The organism is Pseudogulbenkiania sp. AW2-16 (assembly GCF_056824575.1).
In genome coordinates this window covers 409193-433321 of the sequence record NZ_CP157668.1, presented here as the reverse complement: position 1 = coordinate 433321, position 24129 = coordinate 409193, and the positions used below count along the sequence as shown (strand labels likewise).

The following is a 24129-nucleotide window of genomic DNA, read 5'->3' as shown; positions in this document are numbered from 1 at the left end:
GTGGTGTTCCTCAGTGTTCCAGGCCGCGGTGCCAGCGCAGCAGGTGGTTATTGAGCGCGTTCATCGCGCTGTCGAGCGCTAGCCCCAGCAGGCCGATGGTGATCATGCCGGCGATGATCTTGTCCGACCACATGAACTCGCGCGCTTCCAGGATGCGGTAGCCCAGGCCGTCGTTGACCGCGATCATCTCGGACACGATCACCACGATGAAGGCGGTACCGATGCCGATGCGCACGCCGGTCAGGATGTAGGGCGTCGCCGCCGGCAGCATCACGCGAGTGAACAGCGCCAGCCGCCCCACGCCCAGGTTGCGCGCCGCGCGCAGGTAGATGCCGTCGACGTGGCGCACCCCGGAGATGGTGTTCATCAATACCGGGAAGAAGGCGCCGATGGCGATCAGGAACACCGACGGCGGGTTGCCGAGGCCGAACCAGAGGATGGCGAGCGGGATGTAGGCGATCGGCGGGATCGGCCGCAACAGCTGCAGCATGGGGTTGAACAGGCCGTAGAGACGCGGGCTCGAGCCCATGGTCAGGCCCAGCGGCAGCGCTAGCGCGGCACCGACCACAAAGCCCACCACCACGCGGTACAGGCTGGCGATGGAGTCGTGCACCAGCTCGCCGGACAGCAGTGCTTCCCACCACTTGGCGGCCACCGCCGAGGGCGCCGGCAGCACGATGGGTGAAACCAGGCCGGCGCGGGCGCAGGCCTCCCAGACCAGCAGCACGACCACGGGGACGATGGCGCCGCGCACGAAGGATTTCAGGTGTTGTTGCATGATGATCCTCACTTCACTTTCAGTTCGTTCTTGGCCTGCTGCAGCAGGTCGAGCTTGACCCACTCCACCGCCTTGGGCGTCTTGGCCCAGTGGCCGATGCCGAACTTCTGCATGAAGTGGGTAGTGACGTCGAGGTGAAGCGGGGTGACGTCGTAGGTGTAATCGGCGTTGTCCATCGCGTCGCGGAAGTCCTCGGCGCTCAGCTGGCCCTTGAACAGGTTCTCGCGCACGTATTTCTCGGCCAGTGGCGGATTCTTGTTGAAGGTGCTGGTGGATTCGACGAAGCACTTCATCAGCCGGGTGGCGACGTCGCGCTTGTTGTACAGCTTTTCGCTCATCACTAGCGTGCGCACCGGCTCGCCCATCGGGGTGTCGTAGGGTTTCATCAGTTCACGCCCGAACTGCTTCCGGATCGCCTGCGACGACTGCGGTTCGGACTGGCTCATGGCATCGATCTGCTTGCCTGCCAGCGCCTGGTTGAGGTCGGGGTAGGAGAGGTAGACCAGCTGCACGTCCTTGCCGGGCTTGTCCGACCAGCTCAGGCCGTTCTTCTCCAGTTCGGCCAGGAGCAGCAGTTCCTGCGGGCTGCCACGCGTGACGCCCACCTTCTTGCCCTTCAGGTCGCGCAGGGTCTTGATGCCGGATTCGGCCTGGGCCACGATGCGCGTCCCGCCCTTGGCGAAGCCGGCCACGACGTAGATCGGCACGCCGTTGGCGCGGCCGGAAATCGAGGCGTCGGCGCCGGAGGCGGCGACGTCGACCTCGTCGGCGATGATGGCCGGCATGATGTCGGTGCCCTTGGCGAATAGGCGCTCTTCCAGCTTGATGTTGTACTTGCCACAGATTTCCTTCATGTACGACACGGCGCCGTAGTGGGCGAACTTGAGGTTGCCGAGGCGCACGGTGTCCTGGGCGCTGGCGGCCTGGCTCGCGGCCAAGGCGCAGAAAACTGCGATGGCGGTGGTATGACGCAGCATGGTTTGTCTCCTTCGGTGTTGTACTGAACAGGACACTCGGCGGTGTCCTTGTGGTACTGGTTTGCAGGAAGCGTGCCATGCGGCGATTTTTTGTAAGTTGTTGAATTGTTGTTATTTTATTTTTGACAGGCGTGGGGCGTGGGCGAAAGATCAGACAAGGGGAGGGGAGGTGTGCGGTTTTTCGCACAGGGTAGGGGGCCGTCTGGCTGGGTTATAGGCAATTCCTATAGGGGGCTGAGGTGTGGGGTTTGCCGGTTCCGCCCGGCGGACGGGAAGGGGAAATTTGCGTCGCCAAATTCCCCCTTCACCCCCAAAGGCGACCCCCACCTGCCGTGTGATCCCGCCGGGGCCCGGCTTTGTCGAGGCACCGCCGGAACTCGCGATTCGCTAGCGTCGAATCGCTCAGACAGCCGGCGGTTTAAAACCTCGACAAAGCCACCCGTCGGCACGGCAGAAGGGGGATCCGCTACTGGCGCATTGAGCGGGTTGATTTGATGCGGTGAAAAGACAAATCTGGAGGGATTCCGGCACGGTTGGCCGAAGAGCACGGCCAATGTCTTTGGCCAATGCAGTAGAGAATATCCTCATCTCTTCCTTCGCCTGTTATTCCCAAAGCTAAGACATGACCGATGCGCCCCATCGGCCCTTCTGCCGCGCCGGCTGGATGGCGGATGGCGAGGTTTTAAGCCGTGCGCTGTCTGAGCCGTTCGTCGTTAGCGAACGGCGAGTTTGCACGGCGCCTCGCCAGCCTCCAGCCAGACGGAAACAAGCGGCGGTGGGCTCGCCTTTGGGGGTGAAGGGGGAATTTGGCGACGCAAATTCCCCCTTCCCGTCCGCCGGGCGGAACCGGCCCCCCCTCACCAGCCATATAGCAATAGCCCATAACTTCGCCGAAAACGCTATTCCAGACCGTACCTCCAAACAACAACGCCCCGCCAGCTGACTGACGGGGCGTTGGAAATACGGAGGGAGAACGATCAGCCGACGTGCGGCGCCAGCGTATGCAGCAACTGCGCCAGCACCTTCGGGCTGCCGGCCACGATGTCGCCGGATTCCAGCCAGCCGTCCTCGCCCTTGAGGTCGGTGACGATGCCGCCGGCTTCCTGCACGATCAGGCTGCCCGCCGCGATGTCCCACGGCTTCAGGTTCAACTCCCAGAAACCATCGACACGGCCGCAAGCCACGTTGCACAGATCGAGCGCGGCCGAGCCCTCGCGGCGCACGCCGGCGGTTTTGCCCAGCACGTCCTTCAACATGCCCAGGTACTGGTCGATGTAGCTCTGGTCGGTCACCGGGAAGCCGGTGGCGATCACGCATTCGTTCATGGCAATGCGCTTGGAAACGCGGATGCGGCGGTCGTTGAGGAAGGCGCCGACGCCGCGCGAGGCGGTGAACAGGTCGTTGCGGTTGGGGTCATACACTACGGCCTGCTGGATTTGACCCTTGTGCATCAGGGCGATCGACACCGAGTATTGCGGGTGGCCGTGCAGGAAGTTGGTGGTGCCGTCGAGCGGGTCGATGATCCACTCGAACTCGGCGTTGCCCAAGCCTTGGGCGCCGGACTCTTCTGCTAGAATCCCATGCTTGGGGTAGGCGTCGAGAATGGTCGAGATGATGGCCTCTTCGGCGGCGCGGTCGATTTCGGAAACGAAATCGTTGTGCTGCTTCTTCTCGACGCGGATGGTGTCGACGTTGTGCGACGCGCGCTGGATGACGCTGGCGGCGCGACGGGCGGCTTTCACCGCGACGTTGAGCATGGGATGCATTGACGGCCTCTAGTAAAGACAACTACCCCGCCTTTCCCGGTAGGGAAAGTCGTAGTAGGAAACAATCTGGGTTAAGGAACGAAAAAACCCGGCTCATGGACGGGCTTTTGATAAGCCGTCTATTTTAATGCGAAATGGCGAATGAAGAAACCCGAAGTCCCTGATTTTTTGAAGAACATTCGTGTGGTGCTGGCGCGCCCCAGCCATCCGGGCAATATCGGATCGGCGGCGCGGGCGATGAAGACCATGGGGCTGTCGCGGCTCTACCTGGTCGAGCCCAAGACCTTCCCCAGCCCCGAGGCCGACACGCTGGCCTCCGGCGCGGTCGACCTGTTGCAGCAGGCGGTGGTGGTCGACACGTTGGCCGAAGCCTTGTCCGGCGTCACCGTGGCCTGCGCCCTGACCAGCCGCCGCCGCGAGCTGACCACGCCGCTCTCCACTCCGCGCGAAACCACGCCGGAGCTGGTGGCGCGCGCGCGCGACGGCGAACAAGTGGCGCTGGTGTTCGGCAACGAGACCTTCGGCCTGTCGATCGACGAGGTCGAGCTGTGCAACCGGCTGGTGACCATTCCCGGCAACCCCGAGTATTTCTCGCTCAACCTGGCGATGGCGGTACAGGTGATGACCTACGAGCTGTTCAGCCACACCGGCGTCGACGTCGACTACCTGCGCGCCGAAGCGGAGAGCGCGACGCGCGACGAGGTGGAGGGCTTCTGCGGCCACCTCGACCAGACCCTGGCCGATATCGGCTACTACGAGCGTCGCAACGGCGAGCGCCTGATGCGCCGCCTGCGTACCCTGTTCAACCGCGCCAACCTGCTGCGCGAGGAAATCGACATCCTGCGTGGCTTCCTGAAGCAGGTGCAGCGCGTGGCCCAGCGCGATGACGGCCAGCGCCAGCAGTAGCACTTTCTACCTGCCCTACGCGTACCCGGCGGTGCGCGACCTGGCCTTTCTCCTGACGGCGCCGGCGCCGTGGCTGACCGGCGCCGACATTCTGCCCGAGCGCCTGCTGGGCGACGCCGGACCGGCACTGTTGGCCGAACTCGACCGCGCCCCGGCGGCGCTGGTGGCCTGGCTCGCCGCCCGTCCCACCACCCGCCTTGGTCGCTACGCCGAAAATCTGCTGGCGTTCTGGTTCGAGCTCGCGCCGCACATCGAGTGCGTGGCGGCCAATCTGCAGGTGCAGAATGGCGAGCTGCGCACCGTTGGCGAATTCGACTTCCTGCTGCGCATCGACGGCGAGCCGTGGCACCTCGAAACCGCCAGCAAGTTCTACCTGATGCTGGGCGAAGGGCGCCATACCCTGGTCGGCCCCAGCCTGCGCGATGCCTGGGCGCTGAAGGCGGCCAAGCTGCAGGATCAGCTCGCGCTGTCGCGCCACGCGGCGGCGCAACCCTTGTTGCCGCCCGGCTTCGTCGGCTGCCGCACCGCGGCCGGGCTGGCGGGCTGGCTGTTCTATCCCCATGCCGTGCTGCTCGAGCCGCCGCTGGCCCCCGACCTCCTCACCGGCTGGGCGCGCCCGCTGCTGGCGCCGTGGCCGCGGCGCTCGCTGGCGTCGCGCTGGGTGTGGCTGCCGCGCTTGCGCTGGCTGGCGCCGGCGCGGGTGGACGAGGCCGAGACGCTGGACGAGGACGCGCTGCGCCGCCACCTGGCGGCGGCAGAGGCGCCACAGCTGGTGGCCGAGGTCTTGCCGTTGGGGGGCGGGGACTGGGAGGAAGTGGCGCGCGGTTTTGTCTGCCCGCCGAACTGGCCGCCGCCAGCGCGACTGGCCGAGTTGCTCGACACGGTGCAGGAACTGACCAATGGCAAGGCGGGAAGCGGGGGGCGCTGAACGCCATTCATGCCGCGGTGGCCGGTGGGCCGCCCGCTGACGCTAGGACCGCGGGGGCGCGGAAGGGCTCAGAACCTGTTTACGATCTGCTGCGCTTCGGCGATACGGCGTTAAAAACGACTTTGGAATGCTCATTTACTACTTGTAAACTCCGCATCCTCAGCTGTTTTTGCCTTGTCTCGCTCTAGCTCGCGAGATCGTAAACAGGTTCTCAGTGGTTCGGCGTCGGGTGGGCGTTGGCGCAGCCGGCGACCAACTGCTTGAGCTGCTCGGGCTGCTCCAGCTGGATGTGCTTGTGGTCCACCGCGATCCAGCCCTGCTGCTGGAACTTGGACAGGGTGCGGCTCACCGTCTCCAGCTTGAGCCCCAGGAAGCTGCCGATCTCCTCGCGGCTCATGCGCAGGATGAAGTCGTTGGCGGCGAAACCGCGTACCGTCAGGCGCTGCGACAGGTTGATGAGGAAGGCGGCCAGCCGTTCCTCCGCCTTCATATTGCCCAGCAGCATCATCACGTTGTGATCGCGCACGATCTCGCGGCTCATCAGCCGGTAGAAGTGGTGTTGCAGCGAGGGAATCTCCAGCGCCAGGTTCTGCATGCGGCTGAACGGCAGCTCGCACACTTCGCTGTCTTCCAGCGCGACGGCGTTGCAGCCGTGCACGTTGGCCGAAATCCCGTCCAGTCCCATCAGTTCGCCCGACATGTGAAAGCCGGTGACCTGCTCGCGCCCGTCCTGGCTGGAGATGCAGGTCTTGAAGAAACCGGTACGTACCGCGTACAGTGACTTGAAGCCCTCGCCGTTGCGAAACAGCGCTTCGCCACGTTTCAGGCGCCGGCTCTGGCGGATCACCGCATCCAGTCGCGTCATTTCCTCACGGTTCAGACCCAGGGGCAGACACAATTCGCGCAGCGTGCAGTTGGAGCAGGAGACCTTGAGGGCTTGCAGGGGAACAACAGTCGAGTCAGTCATGCGGCATGTCCGCTTCTGTTAAGTAAGCCTTGATGTTGGTCAAAGCGTTGGGCCTTGATGTCGGTCAAAGCGTTTCTGGGAGGTTTGCCGCAAATTTACCAGTCCACCACTGGTTTTTCCATCGCGAGACATCATGAACACCACCCACCCACCGTTTTCGCCCACACGTTGCGAGTTCGACCGCGCCCTGATCGCCCGTCTCGACGGCGCCGGCCCGCGTTATACCTCGTACCCGACCGCAGACCGCTTCACCGACGACTTCAGCGCCAAGGACTACCGTCACTGGCTGCAGCAGCGCAAGATCGGCGCCAACAGCCGTCCGATCTCGCTCTACGTGCATCTGCCGTTCTGCAACACCGTGTGCTATTACTGCGGCTGCAACAAGATCATCACCAAGGATAAGAGCCGCGCCGACCGCTACCTCAATTACCTGGAGAAGGAAGTCGGCCTGGTGGCCGACGTGCTGGGGCAGCGCGAAAAAGTCATCCAGCTGCACTTCGGCGGCGGCACCCCGACCTTCCTGTCGGATGAACAGCTGGAACGGCTGATGGGGATACTCCGGACCCGCTTCGAATTCTTGGCGGAGGGAGAATATTCCATTGAGATAGATCCGCGCAAGGTGACGCGCGACACCGTGCTGCATCTGGCGCGCCTGGGCTTCAACCGGATGAGTGTCGGGGTGCAGGATTTCGAGCCGCGCGTGCAGCAGGCGGTCAACCGCATCCAGAGCGAAGAAGAGACGCGCGTGGTGATCGACGCCGCGCGCGAGGCCGGCTTCCGCTCGGTCAGCGTCGATCTGATCTACGGCCTGCCGCTGCAGACCCAGGAGTCGGTGGCGGCCACGGTCGACAAGGTCATCGCCATGGGGCCGGACCGCATCGCGCTCTACAACTACGCCCATCTGCCGACGGTGTTCATGCCGCAGCGGCGCATCAACGAGGCCGACCTGCCGCTGCCGCCGGTCAAGCTCGACATCCTGCAGCACTCGGTGGAACAGCTGGCCGCCGCCGGCTACGTGTTCATCGGCATGGACCACTTCGCCAAGCCGGAGGACGACCTCACCGTGGCGCTGCGCCAGGGCCGGCTGCAGCGCAATTTCCAGGGCTACTCCACGCACGCCGACTGCGACATGATCGGCTTCGGCGTGTCCTCCATCGGCAAGGTCGGCCCCTGTTACAGCCAGAACGAGAAGGATCTCGAGAGCTACTACGCCGCACTCGACGAAAACCGCCTGCCGGTGCTGCGCGGCATGGTGCTGGACGGCGACGACATCCTGCGCCGCTCCATCATCCAGGCGCTGATGTGCCGCTTCGCGCTGTCGGTGGAAGCCATCGAGCAGGTGCACGGCATCAACTTCGCCGAGTACTTTGCCGCCGAGATGCCGGCCATCCGCGAGTTCCAGCAGCAGGGCCTGCTCACTTTCGACGGCGACTTCCTGATGGTTGAGCCCAAAGGCCGCTTCCTGATCCGCAACATCGCCATGGCTTTCGACCGCCACCTGCGCGAGCGCCAGACCAAGGCGCGCTACTCGCGCACCATCTGATCCTTTCCCTTCCCGCCACGGCCGCCTTGCGGTCGTGGCGCGCTCTTGCCGCGGCTCTTCGTTGCGCCGCGACGACGTCGCCCCGTGTCAGCCGATGCGCCGCCACAGCCGCATCGTGCTTTTTCTCCCGACTTCCGCACCGTGCTCTTGCAGCCAGGCCTGCGCCCGCTCGCGCCCGGCGGCAAACAACTGCTGCACCAGGCCGTGATGCGGCGTGAGCTTGCTCAGGCTGTCGAGCGCGCCGGTGGTAGCGTCCGCATCGATATGGTGCAGGCGCAGCTGGCGCAGGTGTCGCTCCAGGCGGCCCAGGCCGAACAGACTTCTGCCGGCTTCGCGCTTGGCGATGGCCAGCCCTTGCAACTCGGTATGCAGCGACGAGCCGAAGCTGATGTCGTTGAGGCGGCGCTCGACCGCGCCGGCACGCCCAGGCGTCTCCTCCCACTGTTGCGGCACCAGCGTCACCAGCACGATATCGCGGGCGCGCCCCTGGTAGGCCAGCGGAAACAGCGGCGGGTTGGCGGTGAGGCCGCCGTCCCAGTAGGCTTCGCCGTCGATGTGTACGGTGTGGTGCAGCTGCGGCAGGCAGGCGGAAGCCAGCAGGTGCTCCACGCTCAGCTCGTGGGCATGGAACAGCTTGAGGCGTCCGCTGTTGACGTGGGTCGCGGCGATGAACAGCTGGATCGGGGTGGTGCGCAGCCGGGCGAAGTCGATGCTGCTGGCGATCAGCTCGCGCAGCGGGTTGTAGTCGAACGGGTTGAGCTGGTCCGAGGTCAGGAAGTGCGACAGCTGCAGCAGCCCTTGCAGCGCCACGGGCGGGGCGTGCGCCGCCGGCCAGGGGTAGAGCGCCGACAGCCGTTGCCAGAACTGTCCCAGCGCCTCGCGCGCGCCGTCGTAACCACCCTCCATCCAGCCGTAGGCCAGCAGCGCCGCGTTCATGGCGCCGGCACTGGCGCCGCTCAGCGCGGCGGGGTGATAGCGGCGTGTTTCCAGCAGCCTGTCCAGTACGCCCCAGGTAAAGGCGCCGTGCGCGCCGCCGCCTTGCAAGGCCAAGGCGATCTCAGTGGTCTTCATGGGTGTTCCCTTTCTCGAAGAAGCCAGCCTGCTACAGGCTAGAGCCGTTCTGTTGCGGGGATGTGTTGCCGGGGAATCTGCAACGCTGGGTGAGAGGTGGCGGGGCCACTCAGGCGGGACTGGGTGGTCATAGCATGGCGCCGACCCGGTTTAGGCAAGCAAACTTCCGGCCATGTTCCGCAGAGGGGGCGATGTGTGGGGGATGCCGGCAGGGCAAAGTACGGCGGCAGACGTGGCCAGTCCGTCCCGGGCGATCGCCGCGGCCCGGTGGCGGGGAGCGCACAGGGCCGGAGCGGCCGATGCAGGGCGGGGAGAGCGGTGTCCGGTGCGGTGTCGCGCGGAGCGGCGCCGTGCCGGCGTCGAACCGGGTAGGGCGGCGGAGGGTGTTAGGAGACGGTGCCCGGCTCCAGCGGACGGGGCCGGCGGTGCAGGCGGACGATGGCCTCGCCGGTCGGCGCGGCGACGGCGGAGGCCAGCGTGAAGCGGTTGAGCGCCTCGAAGAAGGCGGTGAGGCCGACGTCCAGCGCCGACTTGAGCTGGCAGCCGCTGCGCAGCGCGCAGGGCGGCTCGGCGCAGTCGATCAGGTCACTCATGCCTTCCAGGGTGCGGATGACGTCGCCCAGCCGGTAGTGATCGGCCGGGCGCGCCAGCGCCAGCCCGCCGCCCTTGCCTCGGGTGGTGACCAGCCAGCCCTGCTGTGCCATGAAGTGCACCACCTTGACCAGGTGGTTGCGCGACACGGCGAAGCGCTCGGCGATTTCCGGGATGGTGACCGGGGTGTCGCGTTCGCGGTGGGTCAGGTACATCAATACCCTGAGGCCGAGGTCGGTGAAGCGGGTCAACTGCATGATTCGTTCTGTCTCGAGTGATGCGGGCAGGATACCCCTCCCACCCGCGCGGCACAATCAGCCGGCTATGGTATGCGAGCCGAACACTTCGTAGTGGATGCGCCCGCCGTCCACCCCGGCCGCCAGCAGCCAGTCGCGCTGCGCCAGCATGAACGCCAAGGGGCCGCACAGGTAGTAGTCGGCATCCGGCAGCAGCACCTGCTCGCGCACGGCGCCCAGGTCGACGCGGCCTTGCTGGTCATAGTCTTCGCCCAGGCGGTCTTCGGCACCCACTTCTTCGTAGAACACCACCTTGCTGACATTGTCGCATTCCGCCGCCAGCTGGTTGACGTGGCGCTTCATGGCGTGCACCGCACCGTTGCGACAGCCGTGGACGAAGGCGACGCGGCGCGGGCTTCGCGTCAGCACCAGATGGTTGAGCATGGCGAGCATCGGCGTCACGCCAACCCCGCCGCTGATCAGCACGACCGGGGTGCTGCGTTCTTCGTGCAGGAAGAAGTCGCCACCCGGCGGGGCCAGTTCGAGCTGGTCGCCTTCGTGCACGGTGTCGTGCAGCAGGTTGGAGATGCGTCCGGCCGGGGTGCTACCGTTGCCGGGTTCGCGCTTGACCGAGATGCGCAGGTAATCCTGGCCCGGTGCGTCCGACAGGCTGTACTGGCGCGGCTGCAGCAACCCCAGTTCCGGCACGAAACGCTTCAGCGTGATGTACTGGCCGGGACGGAAGCCGGGCACCGCGCCCTTGTCGGACGGGGAGAGGTAGAACGAGGTGATCTCGCTGCTTTCCGCCACCTTGCGGGTGACGGTGAAGCTGCGCACGCCGGACCAGCCGCCGCGGCTCAGCGCGCCGTCGGTGTAGAGCTGTTGTTCCGCCCCGATCAGCAGGTCGGCAAGCTGGCCGTAGGCCAGGCGCCAGGCTTCCAGCAACTCGTCGCTGGCGGCCTCGCCCAGCACCTCGCTGATCGAGGACAGCAGGTGATGGCCGACGATCGGGTAGTGCTCGGCACGGATGCCCAGGCCGACGTGCTTGTGGGCGATGCGCATTACCACCGGCGCCAGGACCGAAGGATCGTCGATGTGTTCGGCGTAGCCCAGTACCGCCAGCGCCAGCGCCTGCTGCTGCTGGCCGGCCTCCTGTTTGGCCTGGTTGAACACGTGCTTGAGTTCCGGGTTGTGGCTGAACATGCGGCGGTAGAAATGGCTGGTCAGGGCGACGCCGTGTTCGCGCAGAACCGGTACGGTGGCTTTGACGAGTTCGCGGTGCTGGCTGCTGAGCATGTGAAGTCCTTATAAGTTGTCAAAAAAATACATCTTATCGGCGATGCCTATATCAGAATGTTCTGATGCTGGACGCGCCGCCACTAAAGATGTATCAATAGTACATGTTTAAAAAGGGTGCTGTCACCTGGCACGTGCAGCGCCGTCGGCAAAAGGTGCGAATCATGCAACAAGGAATGGAACGTATTGCCCTGGTCACCATGCTGGTGTCGTTGTCGGTGTTCAGCGTCGGAGTCTACACCGCCTATTTCCGCGAAGCGGAGGTGGCGATGCCGCTGCTGATCGCCGCGCACCTGTCGCTGACGGTGGCGGCCGGCCTGTTCAAGGTGGGGGCGGTGGTGCTGATGGCCTGCCGCAAGGCGCGGCGGACGGCGTGACGAGGTTGGCCGAAGGGCTTCGGCCAACCTTGGGGATTTACTGGCGCGCGGTGCGCACGTTGGCCGGCGCCGGCTCTCCGCCATTGCTGCGGAAGGGATTGATGTCGAGGCCGCCGCGCCGGGTATAGCGCGCGTACACGGTGAGTTGCTGCGGCTGGCAGGCGCGCAGCACGTCGGTGAAGATGCGCTCCACGCACTGCTCGTGGAACTCGTTGTGCTGGCGGAAGCCGATCAGGTAGCGCAACAGGCTCTCGCGTTCGATGCGCGGTCCGATGTAATGGATCTGCACGCTGCCCCAGTCTGGCTGGCCGGTCACCAGGCAGTTCGACTTCAGCAGGTTGGAGCACAGCGTCTCGCTGACGATGTGCGACAGATCGGCCGAAAGCCGTGCTGGATCGGGGTGATAGTCGCTGACCTCGATGTCGAGGTCGTCGATGTACTCGCCGGCCAGCTCGTCGATCCGTTCTCGTGCAAAATCCTGCGGACTCGTCAGGCTGACGGCGACCGGGCCACCGGCCGCGCGCGACAAGTCCAGCGCGAGTTGGGCCTGCAATTGCGCCATGCTGTCGAGCCGGGTCTGGTTGTAGCTGTTCAGGTAGAGCTTGAACGACTTCGACTCGATCAGGTTCGGGGTGTCGGCCGGGATGCGGAAGGTGGCGATCGCCACCTGCGGCTTGCCGCGGGCGTTGAGCCACGACAGCTCGTAGCCGGTCCAGATGTCGACGCCGGCAAACGGCAGCGCCGAGCCGTCCACGCCGATCTCGTCGCGCTTTTGCTGGCGCGGAATCGGGAACAGCAGCTCCGGTGCGTACTGGTCCTGGTACTGCACGGTCTTGCCGAGCGGCGACTGTTCGGGGGTCTTGGTGTTGCTCGCCATCGTCTCGTTACTTTCCTTATTCCGGACAGGGCCAAGGCCGGCCCGGTCCCGTTGCTCAGTGTTCGCGGCGCATGAAGTCGCTGGGTCGGAAACCCTGCGCAAACAGCAGGCCGAAATACATCGCCACCCCGGCCATGATGATGGCCGACAGCCAGCCCACACGCTGCCACGAGTGGCCGTGCCAGTTGATCGGCAGCCACAGCGCCGCCACCAGCAGCGCCGCCATGCCACCCACCGCCACGCCCAGGCGCAGAAGGAAGGAGCGCCAGCCTGGCTGCGGTTCATACACCCCCTGCTTGATCAGCAGGTAGAGCAGCAGCCCGGCGTTGAGGCAGGCGCCCAGCCCGATCGACAGCGCCAGCCCCGCGTGTTTGAGCGGAAACACAAAGGCCAGGTTCATCAGCTGGGTCAGCAACAGGGTGACGATGGCGATCTTCACCGGCGTCTTGATGTTCTGGCGCGCGTAGAAGCCCGGCGCCAGTACCTTCACCAGGATCAGTCCCAACAGGCCGATGGCGTAGGCGATCAGGGCGCGTTGCGTCATCAGCGCGTCGTGCGCCGAGAACTTGCCGTACATGAACAGCGTCGCAATCAGGGGCTGGGACAGCACCGCCAGGCCGACCGTGGCCGGCACCGCCAAGAGCAGCGACAGGCGCATGCCCCAGTCCAGCAGCTTGGAGTAGTCGTCGGCGGAATTGTTGGCGGCGTGCTTGGACAGCGACGGCAGCAGGATGGTGCCGAGCGCCACGCCCAGCACCCCGGTGGGGAATTCCATCAGACGGTCGGCGTAGTACATCCACGACACGCTGCCGGAGGCCAGAAACGAGGCGAAAATGGTGTTGATCACCAGCGAGATCTGGGCGATCGACACGCCGAAAATCGCCGGCCCCATCTGGCGGATGATGCGCCACACCGCGGCGTCCTTCAGCGCCAGGCGCGGCCACGGCAGCATGCCCACCTGCCTCAGGTAGGGCAGCTGGTAGGCCAGCTGCAGGATGCCGCCGATGAACACCGCCCACGCCAGCACCAGCACCGGCGGGTGGAAGTAGGGCGCCAGCAGCAGGGCGCACAGGATGAACGAAATGTTCAGGAAGGTCGGCGTGAACGCCGGCACCGAGAAGCGGTTCCAGGTGTTGAGCACGCTGCCCGCCAGCGACGACAGCGAAATGAACAGGATATAAGGGAAGGTGATGCGCAACAGCTCGACGGTCAGGTCGAACTTGCCGGTGTCGTTGGCGAAGCCGGGCGCCGAGATCCAGATGATCCACGGTGCGGCCAGCATGCCGAGCGCCGTCACCACCAGCAGCACCAGCGCCAGCATGCCGGACACCGCGGCGAGAAAGTGCCGCGTCTCGTCCTCGCCGCGCTGCTGCTTGTATTCCGCCAGCACCGGCACGAAAGCCTGGGAGAACGCCCCCTCGGCAAACACCCGGCGCAGCAGGTTGGGGAGCTTGAACGCCACGAAGAAGGCGTCGGTGGCAAGCCCGGCGCCGAAGACGCGGGCGATGATGGCGTCGCGGACGAAACCCAGTACGCGCGACACCATGGTCATGCTGCTGACGGTGGCAAGAGCCTTGAGAAGGTTCATTGGGCGGAAAAACCGGTTGGGAGGATTTGCAAGCCGGCTAGTTTACGCGGGACGGATTGCTGTTGCAAAACCAGAGTATAGGGCTTAGAATCGCGGGTTTCAGATTCCGCTCATCAGGAGAAAGTTTCATGGCTAATAGCGCACAAGCTCGCAAGCGTGCACGCCAGGCTCTCAAGCAGCGCGCGCATAACGCCAGCCTGCGTACTGCGTTCCGTACCGCAGTGAAGAAAGTGATCAAGGCTGTTGAAGCCGGTGACAAGGCTGCTGCCAAAGACGTGTTCCAGGCTTCCGTTAAAGTGATCGACCGCATTGCCGACAAGGGCGTGTTCCACAAGAACAAGGCTGCTCGTCACAAGAGCCGTCTGTCCGCCCAGATCAAGGCCATGGCTGCCTGATCCGTCCGCAAGGACAGCGAATATGCAAAGGCCCCGCATCGCGGGGCCTTTTGTTTTTTGGAACCGTCGGCGCCGGCAGGGGGTCATACCTTCTTTTTTTGCCGATGACGCCCATGTCCATTCTGCGCTGGCTGCCGGGTTTGCCGCTCCTGCTGCCGCTGATGAGCCATGCCGAGAGCGCCGGGGAGGCGCTGGGCCGATGCGCCGCCTTGCCCGCGGCCGAGGCGCGGCTCGCCTGCTTCGACGCTGCCGCCACGGCGGCCCGGCCGCCTGCCGCCGTCCTCGCCACCGCTCCGGCCTTGGCGGAGCCTGCCATAAACACCACCGAAGCAATGCCCGCGCCTGCTGCCATTCCTGCTGCAGCGGAAGAGCGTGCCGAGTCGGTGCCGGAGAGTACGGCGCTGGCCAAGCTGTGGGACCTGGATCAGGACGCTCCGCACCGTACCTTCCTGCTGCGCGGCCACCGGCCCTCGTATTTCCTGCCAGGCTGGTACCAGGTCGCTCCCAACACGGCCCCGTTCACGCCGACGCACGGCGCCACCGCGCAGGATCTCGACCACACCGAAGTCAAGTTCCAGCTCTCGTTCAAGAGCAAGATCTGGCAGAACGTGCTGGGCACGCCGGCCGACCTGTGGTTCGGCTATACCCAGCAGTCGCACTGGCAGCTCTACAACAAGCCGCAGTCGTCGCCGTTTCGCGAAACCGACTACGAGCCCGAAGTCATGGCCAGCCTGCCGGTCGATTGGTCCGTGCTGGGCTGGCGGGTGCGGCTGCTGGGCGCCGGCTTCGTGCATCAGTCCAACGGCCAGAGCGACCCGTTGTCGCGCAGCTGGAACCGGGTGTACGGCATGCTCGGCATGGAGCGCGGTCCGCTGACGCTGACGGCGCGCGTGTGGCAGCGGCTGCCGGAGCCGGTAGAGAGCGACGACAACCCCGACATCCTGCGCTACTACGGCTATGGCGACCTGCAGGCCCAGTATCGCTGGAACGACCATACCCTGGCGGCGCTGGCGCGCTACAACCCGTCGTCCGGCAAGGGGGCGCTGCAACTGGGCTGGACCTTCCCGCTCGCCGGCCGGCTGCGCGGCTACCTGCAGTACTTCAATGGCTACGGCGAGAGCCTGATCGACTACAACCACCGTAACCAGGGCATCGGCTTCGGCCTGATGCTCAACGACTGGGCGCAGGGCTGACGGCGGCGCTCAACCCAGCAGCAGGGCGGCGCTGCGCAGCATTTCGCCTTCCTCGTCGGTGGGAATCATCCAGGCGCTGCGCGGGCTGGCCGACGTCGTCAGGCGGCGCGCTTGCGCCAGGTTGGCCGAAAGATCCAGCTCGAAGCCGAGCCAGGCCAGCTGCTTGACGACGCGGGCGCGGATTTCCGGCGAGCGCTCGCCGATGCCGGCGGTGAAAATCACCGCGTCCAGCCCCTTCATCGCCGCCGCCAGCGCGCCGATTTCCCGGACCACGCGGTAGCAGAACAGCTCGACCGCCTCGCGCGCCGCCGGCACGTGGCTGGCGAGCAGTTCGCGCATGTCCGCCGACAGGCCCGACACCCCCAGCAGGCCCGAGTTCTTGTAAAGCTCGCGCCGCACCTCGGCCACGCCCATGCCCTCGTGCTCCATCCAGTACAGCAGCACTTCGGGATCGAGCGCGCCGGGGCGGGTGCCCATCAGCAGGCCGTCCACCGCGGAAAAGCCCATGCTGCTGGCGACGCTGCGCCCCTGCACCATGGCGCAGGCACTGGCGCCGCTGCCCAGGTGACACACCACCACCTTGGCTTCGGCCAACCCCAGTTCGGGCAGGCGGCGCGCGATGGCAGCGTAGGAGAGGCCGTGAAAACCGTAGCGCCGCACCCCTTCGGCATGCCAGTGGCGGGCGATGCCGAAACGCGTCGCCACCTCCGGCTGGCTGGTGTGGAAGGCGGTGTCGAAGCAGGCGATCTGCAGCAGCCGCTCGTCCAGCGCGGTGAAGGCGTCGATCACCGCCAGGCTCACCGGCTGGTGCAGTGGGGCGAGCGCGACGAATTCCTCCAGTCCGGCGCGCACCTGCGGCGTGAGCCGGACCGGTTCGCTGAAGCGGTTGCCGCCGTGCACCACGCGGTGCACTACCGCCGCGACCGTCATCTGGCGGTCGGCCAGGGCGTTGATCACCGCCGCCACCGCCAGGTCGCGGCCGTTGCCGGCCAGCTCCTGGTGCAGCAGCGGCAGCCCCTTGCCATCGGTCAGCGTCAAGCGCCCGCCGTCCTGGCCGAAGTGCTCCACCAGCCCCTTGACCAACAGGCCGTGGCCGTCGGCGCCGTAGGCGCGGAACTTCAGCGTGGCCGAGCCGGCGTTGATCGCCAGGTGCACTTTCTTCATGCCAGCGGCTCCCGCCTTTGCTTGCCGTGCGCCAGCAGGTTTGCCACCGCAGTGGAGGCGAGCCGGCCGTTGGAGTCGTCGGCGCGGCTGGTCAGCACGATCGGCACGCGCGCGCCCATCACGATCCCGGCGGAGGCGGCGGCGGCGAGGTAGGACAGCTGCTTGGCCAGCATGTTGCCGGATTCCAGGTCGGGCACCAGCAGGATGTCCGGGTCGCCCGCCACCGGCGAGACGATGCCCTTGGTCGCCGCCGCCTCGCGCGAGATGGCATTGTCGAAGGCGAGCGGGCCGTCCAGGATGGCGCCGGTGATCTGGCCGCGGTCGGCCATCTTGCACAGCGCGGCGGCGTCGATGGTGGAGCGCATCTCCGGGTTGATGGTCTCCACCGCCGCCAGGATCGCCACCTTGGGGCAGGCGATGCCCAGGGCATGGCACAGGTCGATGGCGTTCTGGCAGATGTCGCGCTTGGCGGTGAGGTCGGGCTCGATGTTGATCGCCGCGTCGGTGATGAACAGGTAGCGCGGGTAGCTCTCCACCTTCATGATGAACACGTGGCTGATGCGGCGCTCGGTGCGGATGCCGCTGCTGCGCGCCGTGACCTCGGTCATGAATTCGTCGGTGTGCAGGCTGCCCTTCATCAGGATGTCGGCGTAGCCGTCGCGCACCAGCGCCACCGCCTGCTCCGCGGCGGCGTGGCTGTGCGGCACGTCGATGGTCTCGAAGCGCGTCAGGTCGACGCGGAGTTCCTCGGCCAGTTTCTTCAGCTTGGCCTGCGGCGCGATCAGGATCGGCCGGGCGATGCCGTGGTCGGCGCTCTCCACCGCGCCCAAGAGCGCCTCGCGGCTGCACGGATGCGCCACTGCCATCGGCAGCGGCCCGAGCTGCTCGGCTTGTTGCAGGATATCGTCGAAGGCTTGATCGTCATGCGTCATGCTCGGTGTCTCTCTCAGGCCATGATGTGGTAGCCGCCGTCGACATAGAAGGTGTCGCCGGTCAGCGAACGCGCCGCGTCGGAAATCAGGAAGGCGCAGGTCTGGCCGACGTCCTCGATGTCCACCAGGCGGTTCTGCGGCGCGCGCGTGATGGCGTCGTCGATCAGCTGGTCGAAATGGGCGATGCCGGAGGCGGCGCGGGTCTTCAGCGGCCCCGGCGACACCGCGTGCACGCGGATGCCCTGGCTGCCCAGTTCGTGCGCCAGATAGCGCGTGACGCTCTCCAGCGCCGCCTTGACCGGTCCCATGATATTGTAGTTCTGCACCACTTTGTCGGCGCCGTAATAGCTCATGGTGATCAGCGTGCCGCCGTGTTTCATCAGAGGTTCGGCCAGGCGCGCGGTTTCGATGAAGGAATAGCACGATACCTGCATCGCCTGCTGGAAACCGGCCAGCGACACATCGGTGACGCGCCCGTGCAGATCCTGCATCGGGCAGAAGGCGATGGAGTGGATGACGAAGTCCAGTTCGCCCCACTGCTGGCCGATGGCGTCGAACACCGCGGCGAGCTGGCCCGGCTGTTCCACGTCGAGCGGCAGCACCAGGGGGGATGCCAGCGTGTCCGCCAGCGGGCGCACGTACTTTTCGGCCTTTTCGTTGAGGTAGGTGACGGCGCACTCCGCTCCCTGCGCCTTGAGCACTTTGGCGCAGCCGTAGGCGATGCTGTGCTCGTTGGCGATGCCGATGATCAGGCCTTTCTTGCCGGCGAGCGGTGACTGGATGTTGTTCATGAGCTTCCCTTTTTCCTCTGACGCGTTCAGACCACAGCTTCGCCGTGTGGGATTGCGGTGGTGTGACGAAACAGTATTTTTGTGTTGCACTGGCAGTCAGATATAATCACCCGTTTGTGAACAGCTGCTTGCGTTGCGGAGGGAATGTCCCCATCTGAGCGGAAGCCAGTACTGGCAAGCGTTCACTGTAGCAAGAAACATGCCGTCTATGCCATTGTCAATGGCAGGTGAAGGAGAGAAACATGCCGATTTATGCATACCGTTGCGATGCCTGTGGGGTTGCCAAGGAACACCTGCAGAAAATGAGCGATGCGCCGATTGCCGCCTGCCCCGAGTGCGGCAGCCCAGACTACCGCAAGCAACTGACGGCGGCCGGGTTCCAGCTCAAGGGTTCGGGCTGGTACGCCACCGATTTCAAGAACGGCAGTTCCTCGGCGCCGGCCGGCGGCCACAGCTGCGGCACCGGCGGCTGCGGTAGCTGCAGTTGATGCCGCGTCTGCAGCTTAATTTCAAGGGGCACCTGGTCACGGGCCTGCTGATCTGGCTCCCGGTGGCGGTGACGCTGTGGGTGCTGAACCTGATCGTCGGCACGCTGGACCAGACCCTGACCCTATTGCCGGAGCACTGGCGTCCGGAAGCCCTGATCGGGTTTCACATACCGGGCCTGGGCGTGCTGCTGTCGGTGTTGATCCTGCTTGGCACGGGCATGCTCGCCGCCAACGTGCTGGGTCAGCGCCTGTTCAGCTTCTGGGATGCACTGATTTCGCGCACCCCGGTGGTGAAGTCGATCTACAGCAGCGTCAAGCAGGTCAGCGACACGCTGCTGTCGGATTCCGGTCAGGCTTTCCGCCAGGCCCTGCTGGTGCAGTTTCCGCACCAGGGCTCCTGGACCGTGGCGTTCCAGACCGGCACCCCGGCCGCCGACGTGGCTTCGCACCTGGACGGTGAGGAATACGTCAGCGTGTACGTGCCGACCACGCCCAACCCGACTTCGGGCTATTTCATCATGGTGCCGAAGAAGGACACGCGCGAGCTCGAGATGAGTGTGGACGCCGCGCTGAAGTACGTGATTTCCATGGGGGTGGTTGCGCCCCCAGGCAAGGACGAATAAGAGCCCATCTCATTAGGCGGCTGCGCCTGTGCATCTTGAGCGCCAGCAGTACTGCGTGCGAATCCATCGCTGAGCAAGGCAAAGATTTGCACACAGTGATTCGCTCAGCGATCAGGAATCCTCATGTACTGCGTGTACATTCCGGTTCCTGAGCGCTGGTGGCACTCAAGCTGCTTTGGCTCGCTCGCCTACTGAAATAGACTCTGGGCCTTGATACCGAATTTTTACGATTCAATTCAGGATATTATGCGAACCAATTACTGCGGGCTGATTGACAAGGCCTATCTCGGCCAGACCGTGACGGTGAAGGGCTGGGTGCATCGTCGTCGCGACCACGGCGGCGTGATTTTCATCGACCTGCGCGACCGTGAGGGTCTGGTGCAGGTGGTGATCGATCCGGATACCCCGGAAGCGTTCAAGACCGCCGACAGCGCGCGCAACGAATTCGTGCTGTCGATCTCCGGCATCGTGCGCGAGCGTCCGGCCGGCACCGCCAACGCCCACCTGGTTTCCGGCGAGATCGAGATCCTGGCCAAGGACATCGAGATACTGAACACGGCCGCCACCCCGCCGTTCCAGATCGACGACGAGAACCTGTCGGAAAACGTGCGTCTGACCCACCGCGTGATCGACCTGCGTCGCCCGGCGATGCAGAAGAACCTGCGCCTGCGCTACCGCGTGGCGATGGGCGTGCGCCAGTACCTCGACCAGCAGGGGTTCATCGACATCGAAACCCCGATGCTGACCCGCTCCACGCCGGAAGGCGCGCGCGACTACCTGGTGCCGTCCCGCGTGCACCCGGGCGAATTCTTCGCGCTGCCGCAGTCGCCGCAGCTGTTCAAGCAGCTGTTGATGGTGGCCGGCTTCGACCGCTACTACCAGATCACCAAGTGCTTCCGCGACGAAGACCTGCGGGCCGACCGTCAGCCCGAATTCACCCAGATCGACCTGGAGACCTCGTTCCTGGACGAGGACCAGATCATGGACATCACCGAAGACATGGCGCGCCAGATCTTCCGCGACGTGATGGACGTGGAACTGGGCGACTTCCCGCGCATGAGCTACGCCGACGCCATGCACTACTACGGCTCCGACAAGCCGGACCTGCGCGTCAGCCTGCAGTTCACCGAACTGACCGACCTGATGAAGACCGAGGAATTCAAGGTGTTCCGCGGTGCCGCCGACCTGCCTAACGGCCGTGTCGTGGCCCTGCGCGTGCCGGGTGGCGCGGCGCTCTCCCGCAAGGAGATTGACGACTACACCCAGTTCGTTGGCATCTACGGCGCCAAGGGGCTGGCCTACATCAAGGTCAACGACAAGAGCAAGATCAGCAACGACGAGAACAGCGGCCTGCAGTCGCCGATCGTGAAGTTCCTGTCGGTGAATGCGCTGAACGAGATCATGGCGCGTACCGCTGCCGACAATGGCGACATCATCTTCTTCGGCGCCGACAAGGCCAAGGTGGTGAACGAGGCGATCGGCGCGCTGCGCATCAAGATCGGCCACGAGCGCGGCCTGGCGGGCGGCTACTTCGTCAAGGAATGGCGTCCGCTGTGGGTGGTCGACTTCCCGATGTTCGAGTACGACGAGGACGACGACCGCTGGACCGCCTGCCACCATCCGTTCACCAGCCCGAAACCAGGCCACGAGGACCTGATGGACAGCAACCCGGGCGCGTGCCTGGCGCGTGCCTACGACATGGTGCTCAACGGCTGGGAAATCGGCGGCGGTTCGGTGCGTATCCACCGCGCCGAGATCCAGGAAAAGGTGTTCGCCGCCCTGAAGATCACGCCGGAAGAACAGCAGAACAAGTTCGGCTTCCTGCTCGACAACCTGAAGTTCGGTGCTCCGCCGCACGGCGGCCTGGCGTTCGGTCTGGACCGTCTGGTCACGCTGATGGCCGGCGCCGAGTCGATCCGCGACGTGATCGCCTTCCCGAAGACCCAGCGCGCGCAGTGTCTGCTGACCAACGCGCCGGGCGCGGTGGACGAGAAGCAGCTGCGTGAACTGAACCTGCGTCTGCGTCAGAAGGCCGAGAGCAAGGCCTGAGCCTGTATCTCACCATGACAAACGGGAGCCTTGGCTCCCGTTTTTTTTGGTGCTTGCAGCTTGTGCCTGGACGTCGTGCCGGCGTGCCGTGGTCGTCTCAGGCCTGGTGGGCAGGGCGGGCGGCTCGCTCGATCCACAACGGCAGCGAGGCGTAGCCGCTGGCCGGATAGCTCGCCCGCACCGGAGTCTTGCCTGCCACTGTTCCGATTCGCTCCGTTTGACTGAGCAGGGCTTCCATCACGATCCTCAATTCTAGCCGGGCCAGCGGAGCGCCGGGGCAGACATGAATTCCGGCGCCGTAGAGGAGGTTGTCGGCCGGATCGCGGTCAAGTCGGAATTCGTCGGCGTCGCCGAAGACGGTTTCGTCGCGATTGGCCGACGCCCATATCAGAGTGACGCGGTCGCCGGCTTTCAACTGGCAGCCGCCGATTTCCACATCCCGGGTGGCGATCCTGCGGTTGGCGATCAGGGGCGCATGGATGCGCAGGATCTCGTCGATGGCGGCCGGCAACAGCTCCGGCTGCCGTCGTAGCCGCTGCTGCAACTCGGCCCGTTCGGCCAGGTACTGGGTGAGAATCCCGACGCAGGAGGAAATGGTGGACAGCTCGCCGACCGTCCAGTTGCGCACGATGCTGACGATCTCGGCGTCGCTCAGTGTCCGGCCCTGCAGCGTTTCCCCGAGGAGGCGGCGGGTCACGTCATCGGGAGCCCGGTCACCCGCAGCCCGGCGGGCGTCGAGTTGCGCCCGGATGTAGCCGTCGAATTCGAGCGCGACGGCCGCCATGGCCGCGCGATCGGCCGCCAGGGTGGCTGCGCGATTGCGGTGGGTCCAGCGGCGCAGGGGGTCGTGCAGTGCCACCGGCCACCCCATGAAGGCGCACTGGATTTGCAGGGCGAAATCCTCGGCGAATTGGCCCATCAGTTCCACTTCACCCGCCGGCGGCAGCTCGCGCACCAGATCGGCGGCGATACGCCGGCACACCGGCTCGAATCGGGCCATGGCCTCGGGGGCAAAATAAGGTTCGATCAGCATGCGGTAGGCCGAGTGCTCGGGTGGGTCCATGCCATTGGGGATTGAGGGATAGCTGGAAACCGCGTTGCTGAAGGTCTTGGGGTCGGTCAGGGCCTGCATCACATCGTCGTGGCGGAACAGCGACCAGTTCAGGTACTCGCTGTAGGCTACCGGGCAACGATGTCGCATATCGTCGTAAGCCCGGATTTGGTCCTGGAGGACGGCAGGGGCGCGGGCATCCCAGTCGGGGCTTGGCCGTTGCGCCCCGGCGTCCCGAGGCGGTGTCTGCTTTGTGTTCATGTGTTCACCTTTCATTGCTGCGCTGAGTGGTGCCCGCCCGCCCCGATGAGGGAGCGGCATCGTCCATCGTGGAAGACTGGGGCTGCCGTGGCAAAGGGCTGGGTAAGGCGCCGGTCGGGGCCTGGTTGGCTTCCCGAAACGTGCCCGTCGACGCTGCGTAATGTTGAGTAATTTACTCGGATATTCGGCCGCAGCATTGACGCCGGTCAACGCTGTCCGGATCACTCACGAATTGACCGGCGGTGTTACCAGTGTGACCAGCGCTTGCCGTCACTCCGCCATGATCAGTGCCTCCGGGCAAGCCGTCCTTGCTACCCGTGCCCGGCGTCCTTTCCTGTCTTCAGGTGTGGACGTCGCGGTGGCCTGTTGCTCATGAGCGGAGGACCCGCCTTGGCGCCACTTGAAAAACCGCCGAGCGGGTACCACAACGATAAGACACCACTACGGTGACCATTATGATTGGCATTCGCTATCGGTATGATATGGAATTCCAATTGGCGGCGACCGTTCACCCTGATTTATAAAACCCCGCATTGACGATGGCCGCCCGCCGCTGGTGGACGGTCCATCCTGTGATGACCTGAAAGGAGCAATTCCATGGCTGTACTGGTAGGCAAACAAGCCCCGTTCTTCGATTGTGCCGAGAAGACCTTCGCCGCGGTTCAAGGCGATGGCCAGATCGTTGAAAACTTCAACTTCAAGAACGCTACCGCCGGCAAATACGCTGTGGTGTTCTTCTACCCGCTGGACTTCACCTTCGTCTGCCCGTCCGAGCTGATCGCCTTCGATCACCGCCTGGAAGAGTTCAAGAAGCGCAACGTGGAAGTGATCGGCGTGTCGATCGACAGCCACTTCACCCACGCCGCCTGGCGCAACACCCCGGTGGACAAGGGCGGCATCGGCGCCGTTGGCTACACCCTGGTGGCCGACATCCAGCACGAACTGTGCAAGGCCTTCGACGTGGAAGCCGACGGTGGCGTGGCGTTCCGCGGTTCCTTCCTGATCGACAAGTCGGGCGTGGTGCAGCACCAGGTGGTGAACAACCTGCCGCTGGGCCGCAACATCGACGAAATGCTGCGCATGGTCGACGCGCTGCAGTTCTTCGAAGAGAACGGCGAAGTGTGCCCGGCCGGCTGGAGCAAGGGCAAGAAGGGCATGCAGGCGAGCCCGGAAGGCGTGGCCGCTTACCTGGCGGAAAACGCCAAGGACCTGTAATCCGCGACGCGGAACACGGACCACGAAAAACCCCGCAGCGTGCTGCGGGGTTTTTTTACGTCCGGG

The 24129-nt window shown here is 65.1% G+C and carries 23 protein-coding genes; 10 read left to right on the top strand and 13 right to left on the bottom strand.

What is annotated here, in order from left to right:
- Window positions 1-10 precede the first annotated feature (10 nt).
- The 3 genes from ABKF58_RS02085 to ABKF58_RS02075 all read right to left on the bottom strand — a co-directional run bounded on the left by ABKF58_RS02085 (window position 11) and on the right by ABKF58_RS02075 (window position 3521).
- Complete coding sequence (locus ABKF58_RS02085) at window positions 11-778, bottom strand: ABC transporter permease (protein ID WP_482583232.1); 768 nt, start codon at window positions 776-778, stop codon at window positions 11-13.
- Between the two features lie 8 nt (window positions 779-786).
- Complete coding sequence (locus ABKF58_RS02080; RefSeq protein WP_294864449.1) at window positions 787-1755, bottom strand: ABC transporter substrate-binding protein; 969 nt, start codon at window positions 1753-1755, stop codon at window positions 787-789.
- A 977-nt stretch (window positions 1756-2732) separates the two neighbouring features.
- Window positions 2733-3521, bottom strand: a complete 789-nt coding sequence (locus tag ABKF58_RS02075) for an inositol monophosphatase family protein (RefSeq protein WP_294864450.1) — start codon at window positions 3519-3521, stop codon at window positions 2733-2735.
- A 141-nt stretch (window positions 3522-3662) separates the two neighbouring features.
- Between ABKF58_RS02075 and ABKF58_RS02070 the strand changes: the two genes are divergently transcribed.
- Window positions 3663-4427: an RNA methyltransferase gene (locus ABKF58_RS02070; protein WP_482583231.1), complete on the top strand. Its 765-nt coding sequence runs from the start codon at window positions 3663-3665 to the stop codon at window positions 4425-4427.
- Window positions 4405-5355, top strand: coding sequence for a DUF1853 family protein (locus tag ABKF58_RS02065; protein WP_482583230.1), 951 nt, complete (start codon window positions 4405-4407; stop codon window positions 5353-5355). The genes ABKF58_RS02070 and ABKF58_RS02065 overlap by 23 nt, the downstream gene beginning before the upstream one ends.
- Window positions 5356-5566: 211 nt before the next feature.
- Here ABKF58_RS02065 and fnr read toward each other — a convergent pair whose 3' ends face one another.
- On the bottom strand, window positions 5567-6322 hold the full coding sequence (gene fnr / locus ABKF58_RS02060) for a fumarate/nitrate reduction transcriptional regulator Fnr (RefSeq protein WP_008953367.1): 756 nt from the start codon (window positions 6320-6322) through the stop codon (window positions 5567-5569).
- A gap of 133 nt (window positions 6323-6455) precedes the next feature.
- Between fnr and hemN the strand changes: the two genes are divergently transcribed.
- Window positions 6456-7865 carry an oxygen-independent coproporphyrinogen III oxidase gene (hemN, locus tag ABKF58_RS02055; protein WP_482583229.1) on the top strand — a complete coding sequence of 470 codons (1410 nt, stop codon included), beginning with the start codon at window positions 6456-6458 and terminating at the stop codon, window positions 7863-7865.
- An 87-nt stretch (window positions 7866-7952) separates the two neighbouring features.
- On the opposite strand, the gene ABKF58_RS02050 is transcribed toward hemN, so the two are convergent.
- From ABKF58_RS02050 to hmpA, 3 genes are all read right to left on the bottom strand, one after another.
- Entirely contained in the window at window positions 7953-8936 is a 984-nt protein-coding gene (locus ABKF58_RS02050) for a patatin-like phospholipase family protein (RefSeq protein ID WP_482583228.1), read from the bottom strand.
- A gap of 386 nt (window positions 8937-9322) precedes the next feature.
- Entirely contained in the window at window positions 9323-9784 is a 462-nt protein-coding gene (locus ABKF58_RS02045) for an RrF2 family transcriptional regulator (RefSeq protein WP_008953364.1), read from the bottom strand.
- 57 nt (window positions 9785-9841) lie between these two features.
- A complete protein-coding gene (hmpA, locus tag ABKF58_RS02040; protein ID WP_482583227.1) occupies window positions 9842-11059 on the bottom strand; it encodes an NO-inducible flavohemoprotein in 1218 nt (405 codons plus the stop codon).
- Window positions 11060-11223: 164 nt separating this feature from the next.
- On the opposite strand from hmpA, the gene ABKF58_RS02035 reads away from it, so the two are divergent.
- Window positions 11224-11436, top strand: a complete 213-nt coding sequence (locus ABKF58_RS02035; RefSeq protein ID WP_008953362.1) for a hypothetical protein — start codon at window positions 11224-11226, stop codon at window positions 11434-11436.
- 37 nt (window positions 11437-11473) lie between these two features.
- On the opposite strand, the gene queF is transcribed toward ABKF58_RS02035, so the two are convergent.
- Both queF and murJ read right to left on the bottom strand, forming a co-directional pair.
- A complete protein-coding gene (gene queF / locus ABKF58_RS02030; protein ID WP_482583226.1) occupies window positions 11474-12313 on the bottom strand; it encodes an NADPH-dependent 7-cyano-7-deazaguanine reductase QueF in 840 nt (279 codons plus the stop codon).
- Between the two features lie 55 nt (window positions 12314-12368).
- Complete coding sequence (gene murJ, locus ABKF58_RS02025; RefSeq protein WP_482583225.1) at window positions 12369-13901, bottom strand: murein biosynthesis integral membrane protein MurJ; 1533 nt, start codon at window positions 13899-13901, stop codon at window positions 12369-12371.
- A 128-nt stretch (window positions 13902-14029) separates the two neighbouring features.
- On the opposite strand from murJ, the gene rpsT reads away from it, so the two are divergent.
- Both rpsT and ABKF58_RS02015 read left to right on the top strand, forming a co-directional pair.
- Complete coding sequence (gene rpsT / locus ABKF58_RS02020; protein ID WP_008953359.1) at window positions 14030-14296, top strand: 30S ribosomal protein S20; 267 nt, start codon at window positions 14030-14032, stop codon at window positions 14294-14296.
- 113 nt (window positions 14297-14409) lie between these two features.
- On the top strand, window positions 14410-15489 hold the full coding sequence (locus ABKF58_RS02015) for a phospholipase A (RefSeq protein ID WP_482583224.1): 1080 nt from the start codon (window positions 14410-14412) through the stop codon (window positions 15487-15489).
- 9 nt (window positions 15490-15498) lie between these two features.
- Here the strand turns inward: ABKF58_RS02015 and ABKF58_RS02010 are convergent, their stop codons facing one another.
- From ABKF58_RS02010 to fabI, 3 genes are read right to left on the bottom strand one after another with little or no spacing between them, the layout of a single operon-like run.
- Window positions 15499-16653 (bottom strand): acetate/propionate family kinase, encoded by a 1155-nt coding sequence (locus ABKF58_RS02010; protein WP_482583223.1) that lies wholly within the window; start codon window positions 16651-16653, stop codon window positions 15499-15501.
- Entirely contained in the window at window positions 16650-17585 is a 936-nt protein-coding gene (locus tag ABKF58_RS02005) for a phosphate acetyltransferase (RefSeq protein ID WP_482583222.1), read from the bottom strand. Before ABKF58_RS02005 ends, ABKF58_RS02010 begins: the two co-directional genes overlap by 4 nt.
- A gap of 14 nt (window positions 17586-17599) precedes the next feature.
- A complete protein-coding gene (gene fabI / locus ABKF58_RS02000; RefSeq protein WP_482583221.1) occupies window positions 17600-18376 on the bottom strand; it encodes an enoyl-ACP reductase FabI in 777 nt (258 codons plus the stop codon).
- 242 nt (window positions 18377-18618) lie between these two features.
- On the opposite strand from fabI, the gene ABKF58_RS01995 reads away from it, so the two are divergent.
- The 3 genes from ABKF58_RS01995 to aspS all read left to right on the top strand — a co-directional run bounded on the left by ABKF58_RS01995 (window position 18619) and on the right by aspS (window position 21536).
- Window positions 18619-18864 carry an FmdB family zinc ribbon protein gene (locus ABKF58_RS01995; RefSeq protein ID WP_008953354.1) on the top strand — a complete coding sequence of 82 codons (246 nt, stop codon included), beginning with the start codon at window positions 18619-18621 and terminating at the stop codon, window positions 18862-18864.
- Window positions 18864-19487 (top strand): DUF502 domain-containing protein, encoded by a 624-nt coding sequence (locus ABKF58_RS01990; protein WP_008953353.1) that lies wholly within the window; start codon window positions 18864-18866, stop codon window positions 19485-19487. Before ABKF58_RS01995 ends, ABKF58_RS01990 begins: the two co-directional genes overlap by 1 nt.
- Before the next feature lie 246 nt (window positions 19488-19733).
- A complete protein-coding gene (gene aspS, locus ABKF58_RS01985) occupies window positions 19734-21536 on the top strand; it encodes an aspartate--tRNA ligase (protein ID WP_008953352.1) in 1803 nt (600 codons plus the stop codon).
- 97 nt (window positions 21537-21633) lie between these two features.
- On the opposite strand, the gene ABKF58_RS01980 is transcribed toward aspS, so the two are convergent.
- Window positions 21634-22848, bottom strand: a complete 1215-nt coding sequence (locus tag ABKF58_RS01980) for a cytochrome P450 (protein WP_482583220.1) — start codon at window positions 22846-22848, stop codon at window positions 21634-21636.
- Between the two features lie 597 nt (window positions 22849-23445).
- Here ABKF58_RS01980 and ABKF58_RS01975 point away from each other — a divergent pair.
- Window positions 23446-24063 (top strand): peroxiredoxin, encoded by a 618-nt coding sequence (locus ABKF58_RS01975; RefSeq protein ID WP_014086044.1) that lies wholly within the window; start codon window positions 23446-23448, stop codon window positions 24061-24063.
- The last annotated feature ends 66 nt before the right edge of the window (window positions 24064-24129 follow it).

Excerpts from the sequence above, each read along its gene's own strand:
- ABKF58_RS02085 (WP_482583232.1), bottom strand. The coding sequence starts at position 778 with ATGCAACAACACCTGAAATCCTTCGTGCGCGGCGCCATCGTCCCCGTG.
- ABKF58_RS02080 (WP_294864449.1), bottom strand. The coding sequence starts at position 1,755 with ATGCTGCGTCATACCACCGCCATCGCAGTTTTCTGCGCCTTGGCCGCG.
- ABKF58_RS02075 (WP_294864450.1), bottom strand. The coding sequence starts at position 3,521 with ATGCATCCCATGCTCAACGTCGCGGTGAAAGCCGCCCGTCGCGCCGCC.
- ABKF58_RS02070 (WP_482583231.1), top strand. The coding sequence starts at position 3,663 with ATGAAGAAACCCGAAGTCCCTGATTTTTTGAAGAACATTCGTGTGGTG.
- ABKF58_RS02065 (WP_482583230.1), top strand. The coding sequence starts at position 4,405 with ATGACGGCCAGCGCCAGCAGTAGCACTTTCTACCTGCCCTACGCGTAC.
- fnr (WP_008953367.1), bottom strand. The coding sequence starts at position 6,322 with ATGACTGACTCGACTGTTGTTCCCCTGCAAGCCCTCAAGGTCTCCTGC.
- hemN (WP_482583229.1), top strand. The coding sequence starts at position 6,456 with ATGAACACCACCCACCCACCGTTTTCGCCCACACGTTGCGAGTTCGAC.
- ABKF58_RS02050 (WP_482583228.1), bottom strand. The coding sequence starts at position 8,936 with ATGAAGACCACTGAGATCGCCTTGGCCTTGCAAGGCGGCGGCGCGCAC.
- ABKF58_RS02045 (WP_008953364.1), bottom strand. The coding sequence starts at position 9,784 with ATGCAGTTGACCCGCTTCACCGACCTCGGCCTCAGGGTATTGATGTAC.
- hmpA (WP_482583227.1), bottom strand. The coding sequence starts at position 11,059 with ATGCTCAGCAGCCAGCACCGCGAACTCGTCAAAGCCACCGTACCGGTT.
- ABKF58_RS02035 (WP_008953362.1), top strand. The coding sequence starts at position 11,224 with ATGCAACAAGGAATGGAACGTATTGCCCTGGTCACCATGCTGGTGTCG.
- queF (WP_482583226.1), bottom strand. The coding sequence starts at position 12,313 with ATGGCGAGCAACACCAAGACCCCCGAACAGTCGCCGCTCGGCAAGACC.
- murJ (WP_482583225.1), bottom strand. The coding sequence starts at position 13,901 with ATGAACCTTCTCAAGGCTCTTGCCACCGTCAGCAGCATGACCATGGTG.
- rpsT (WP_008953359.1), top strand. The coding sequence starts at position 14,030 with ATGGCTAATAGCGCACAAGCTCGCAAGCGTGCACGCCAGGCTCTCAAG.
- ABKF58_RS02015 (WP_482583224.1), top strand. The coding sequence starts at position 14,410 with ATGTCCATTCTGCGCTGGCTGCCGGGTTTGCCGCTCCTGCTGCCGCTG.
- ABKF58_RS02010 (WP_482583223.1), bottom strand. The coding sequence starts at position 16,653 with ATGAAGAAAGTGCACCTGGCGATCAACGCCGGCTCGGCCACGCTGAAG.
- ABKF58_RS02005 (WP_482583222.1), bottom strand. The coding sequence starts at position 17,585 with ATGACGCATGACGATCAAGCCTTCGACGATATCCTGCAACAAGCCGAG.
- fabI (WP_482583221.1), bottom strand. The coding sequence starts at position 18,376 with ATGAACAACATCCAGTCACCGCTCGCCGGCAAGAAAGGCCTGATCATC.
- ABKF58_RS01995 (WP_008953354.1), top strand. The coding sequence starts at position 18,619 with ATGCCGATTTATGCATACCGTTGCGATGCCTGTGGGGTTGCCAAGGAA.
- ABKF58_RS01990 (WP_008953353.1), top strand. The coding sequence starts at position 18,864 with ATGCCGCGTCTGCAGCTTAATTTCAAGGGGCACCTGGTCACGGGCCTG.
- aspS (WP_008953352.1), top strand. The coding sequence starts at position 19,734 with ATGCGAACCAATTACTGCGGGCTGATTGACAAGGCCTATCTCGGCCAG.
- ABKF58_RS01980 (WP_482583220.1), bottom strand. The coding sequence starts at position 22,848 with ATGAACACAAAGCAGACACCGCCTCGGGACGCCGGGGCGCAACGGCCA.
- ABKF58_RS01975 (WP_014086044.1), top strand. The coding sequence starts at position 23,446 with ATGGCTGTACTGGTAGGCAAACAAGCCCCGTTCTTCGATTGTGCCGAG.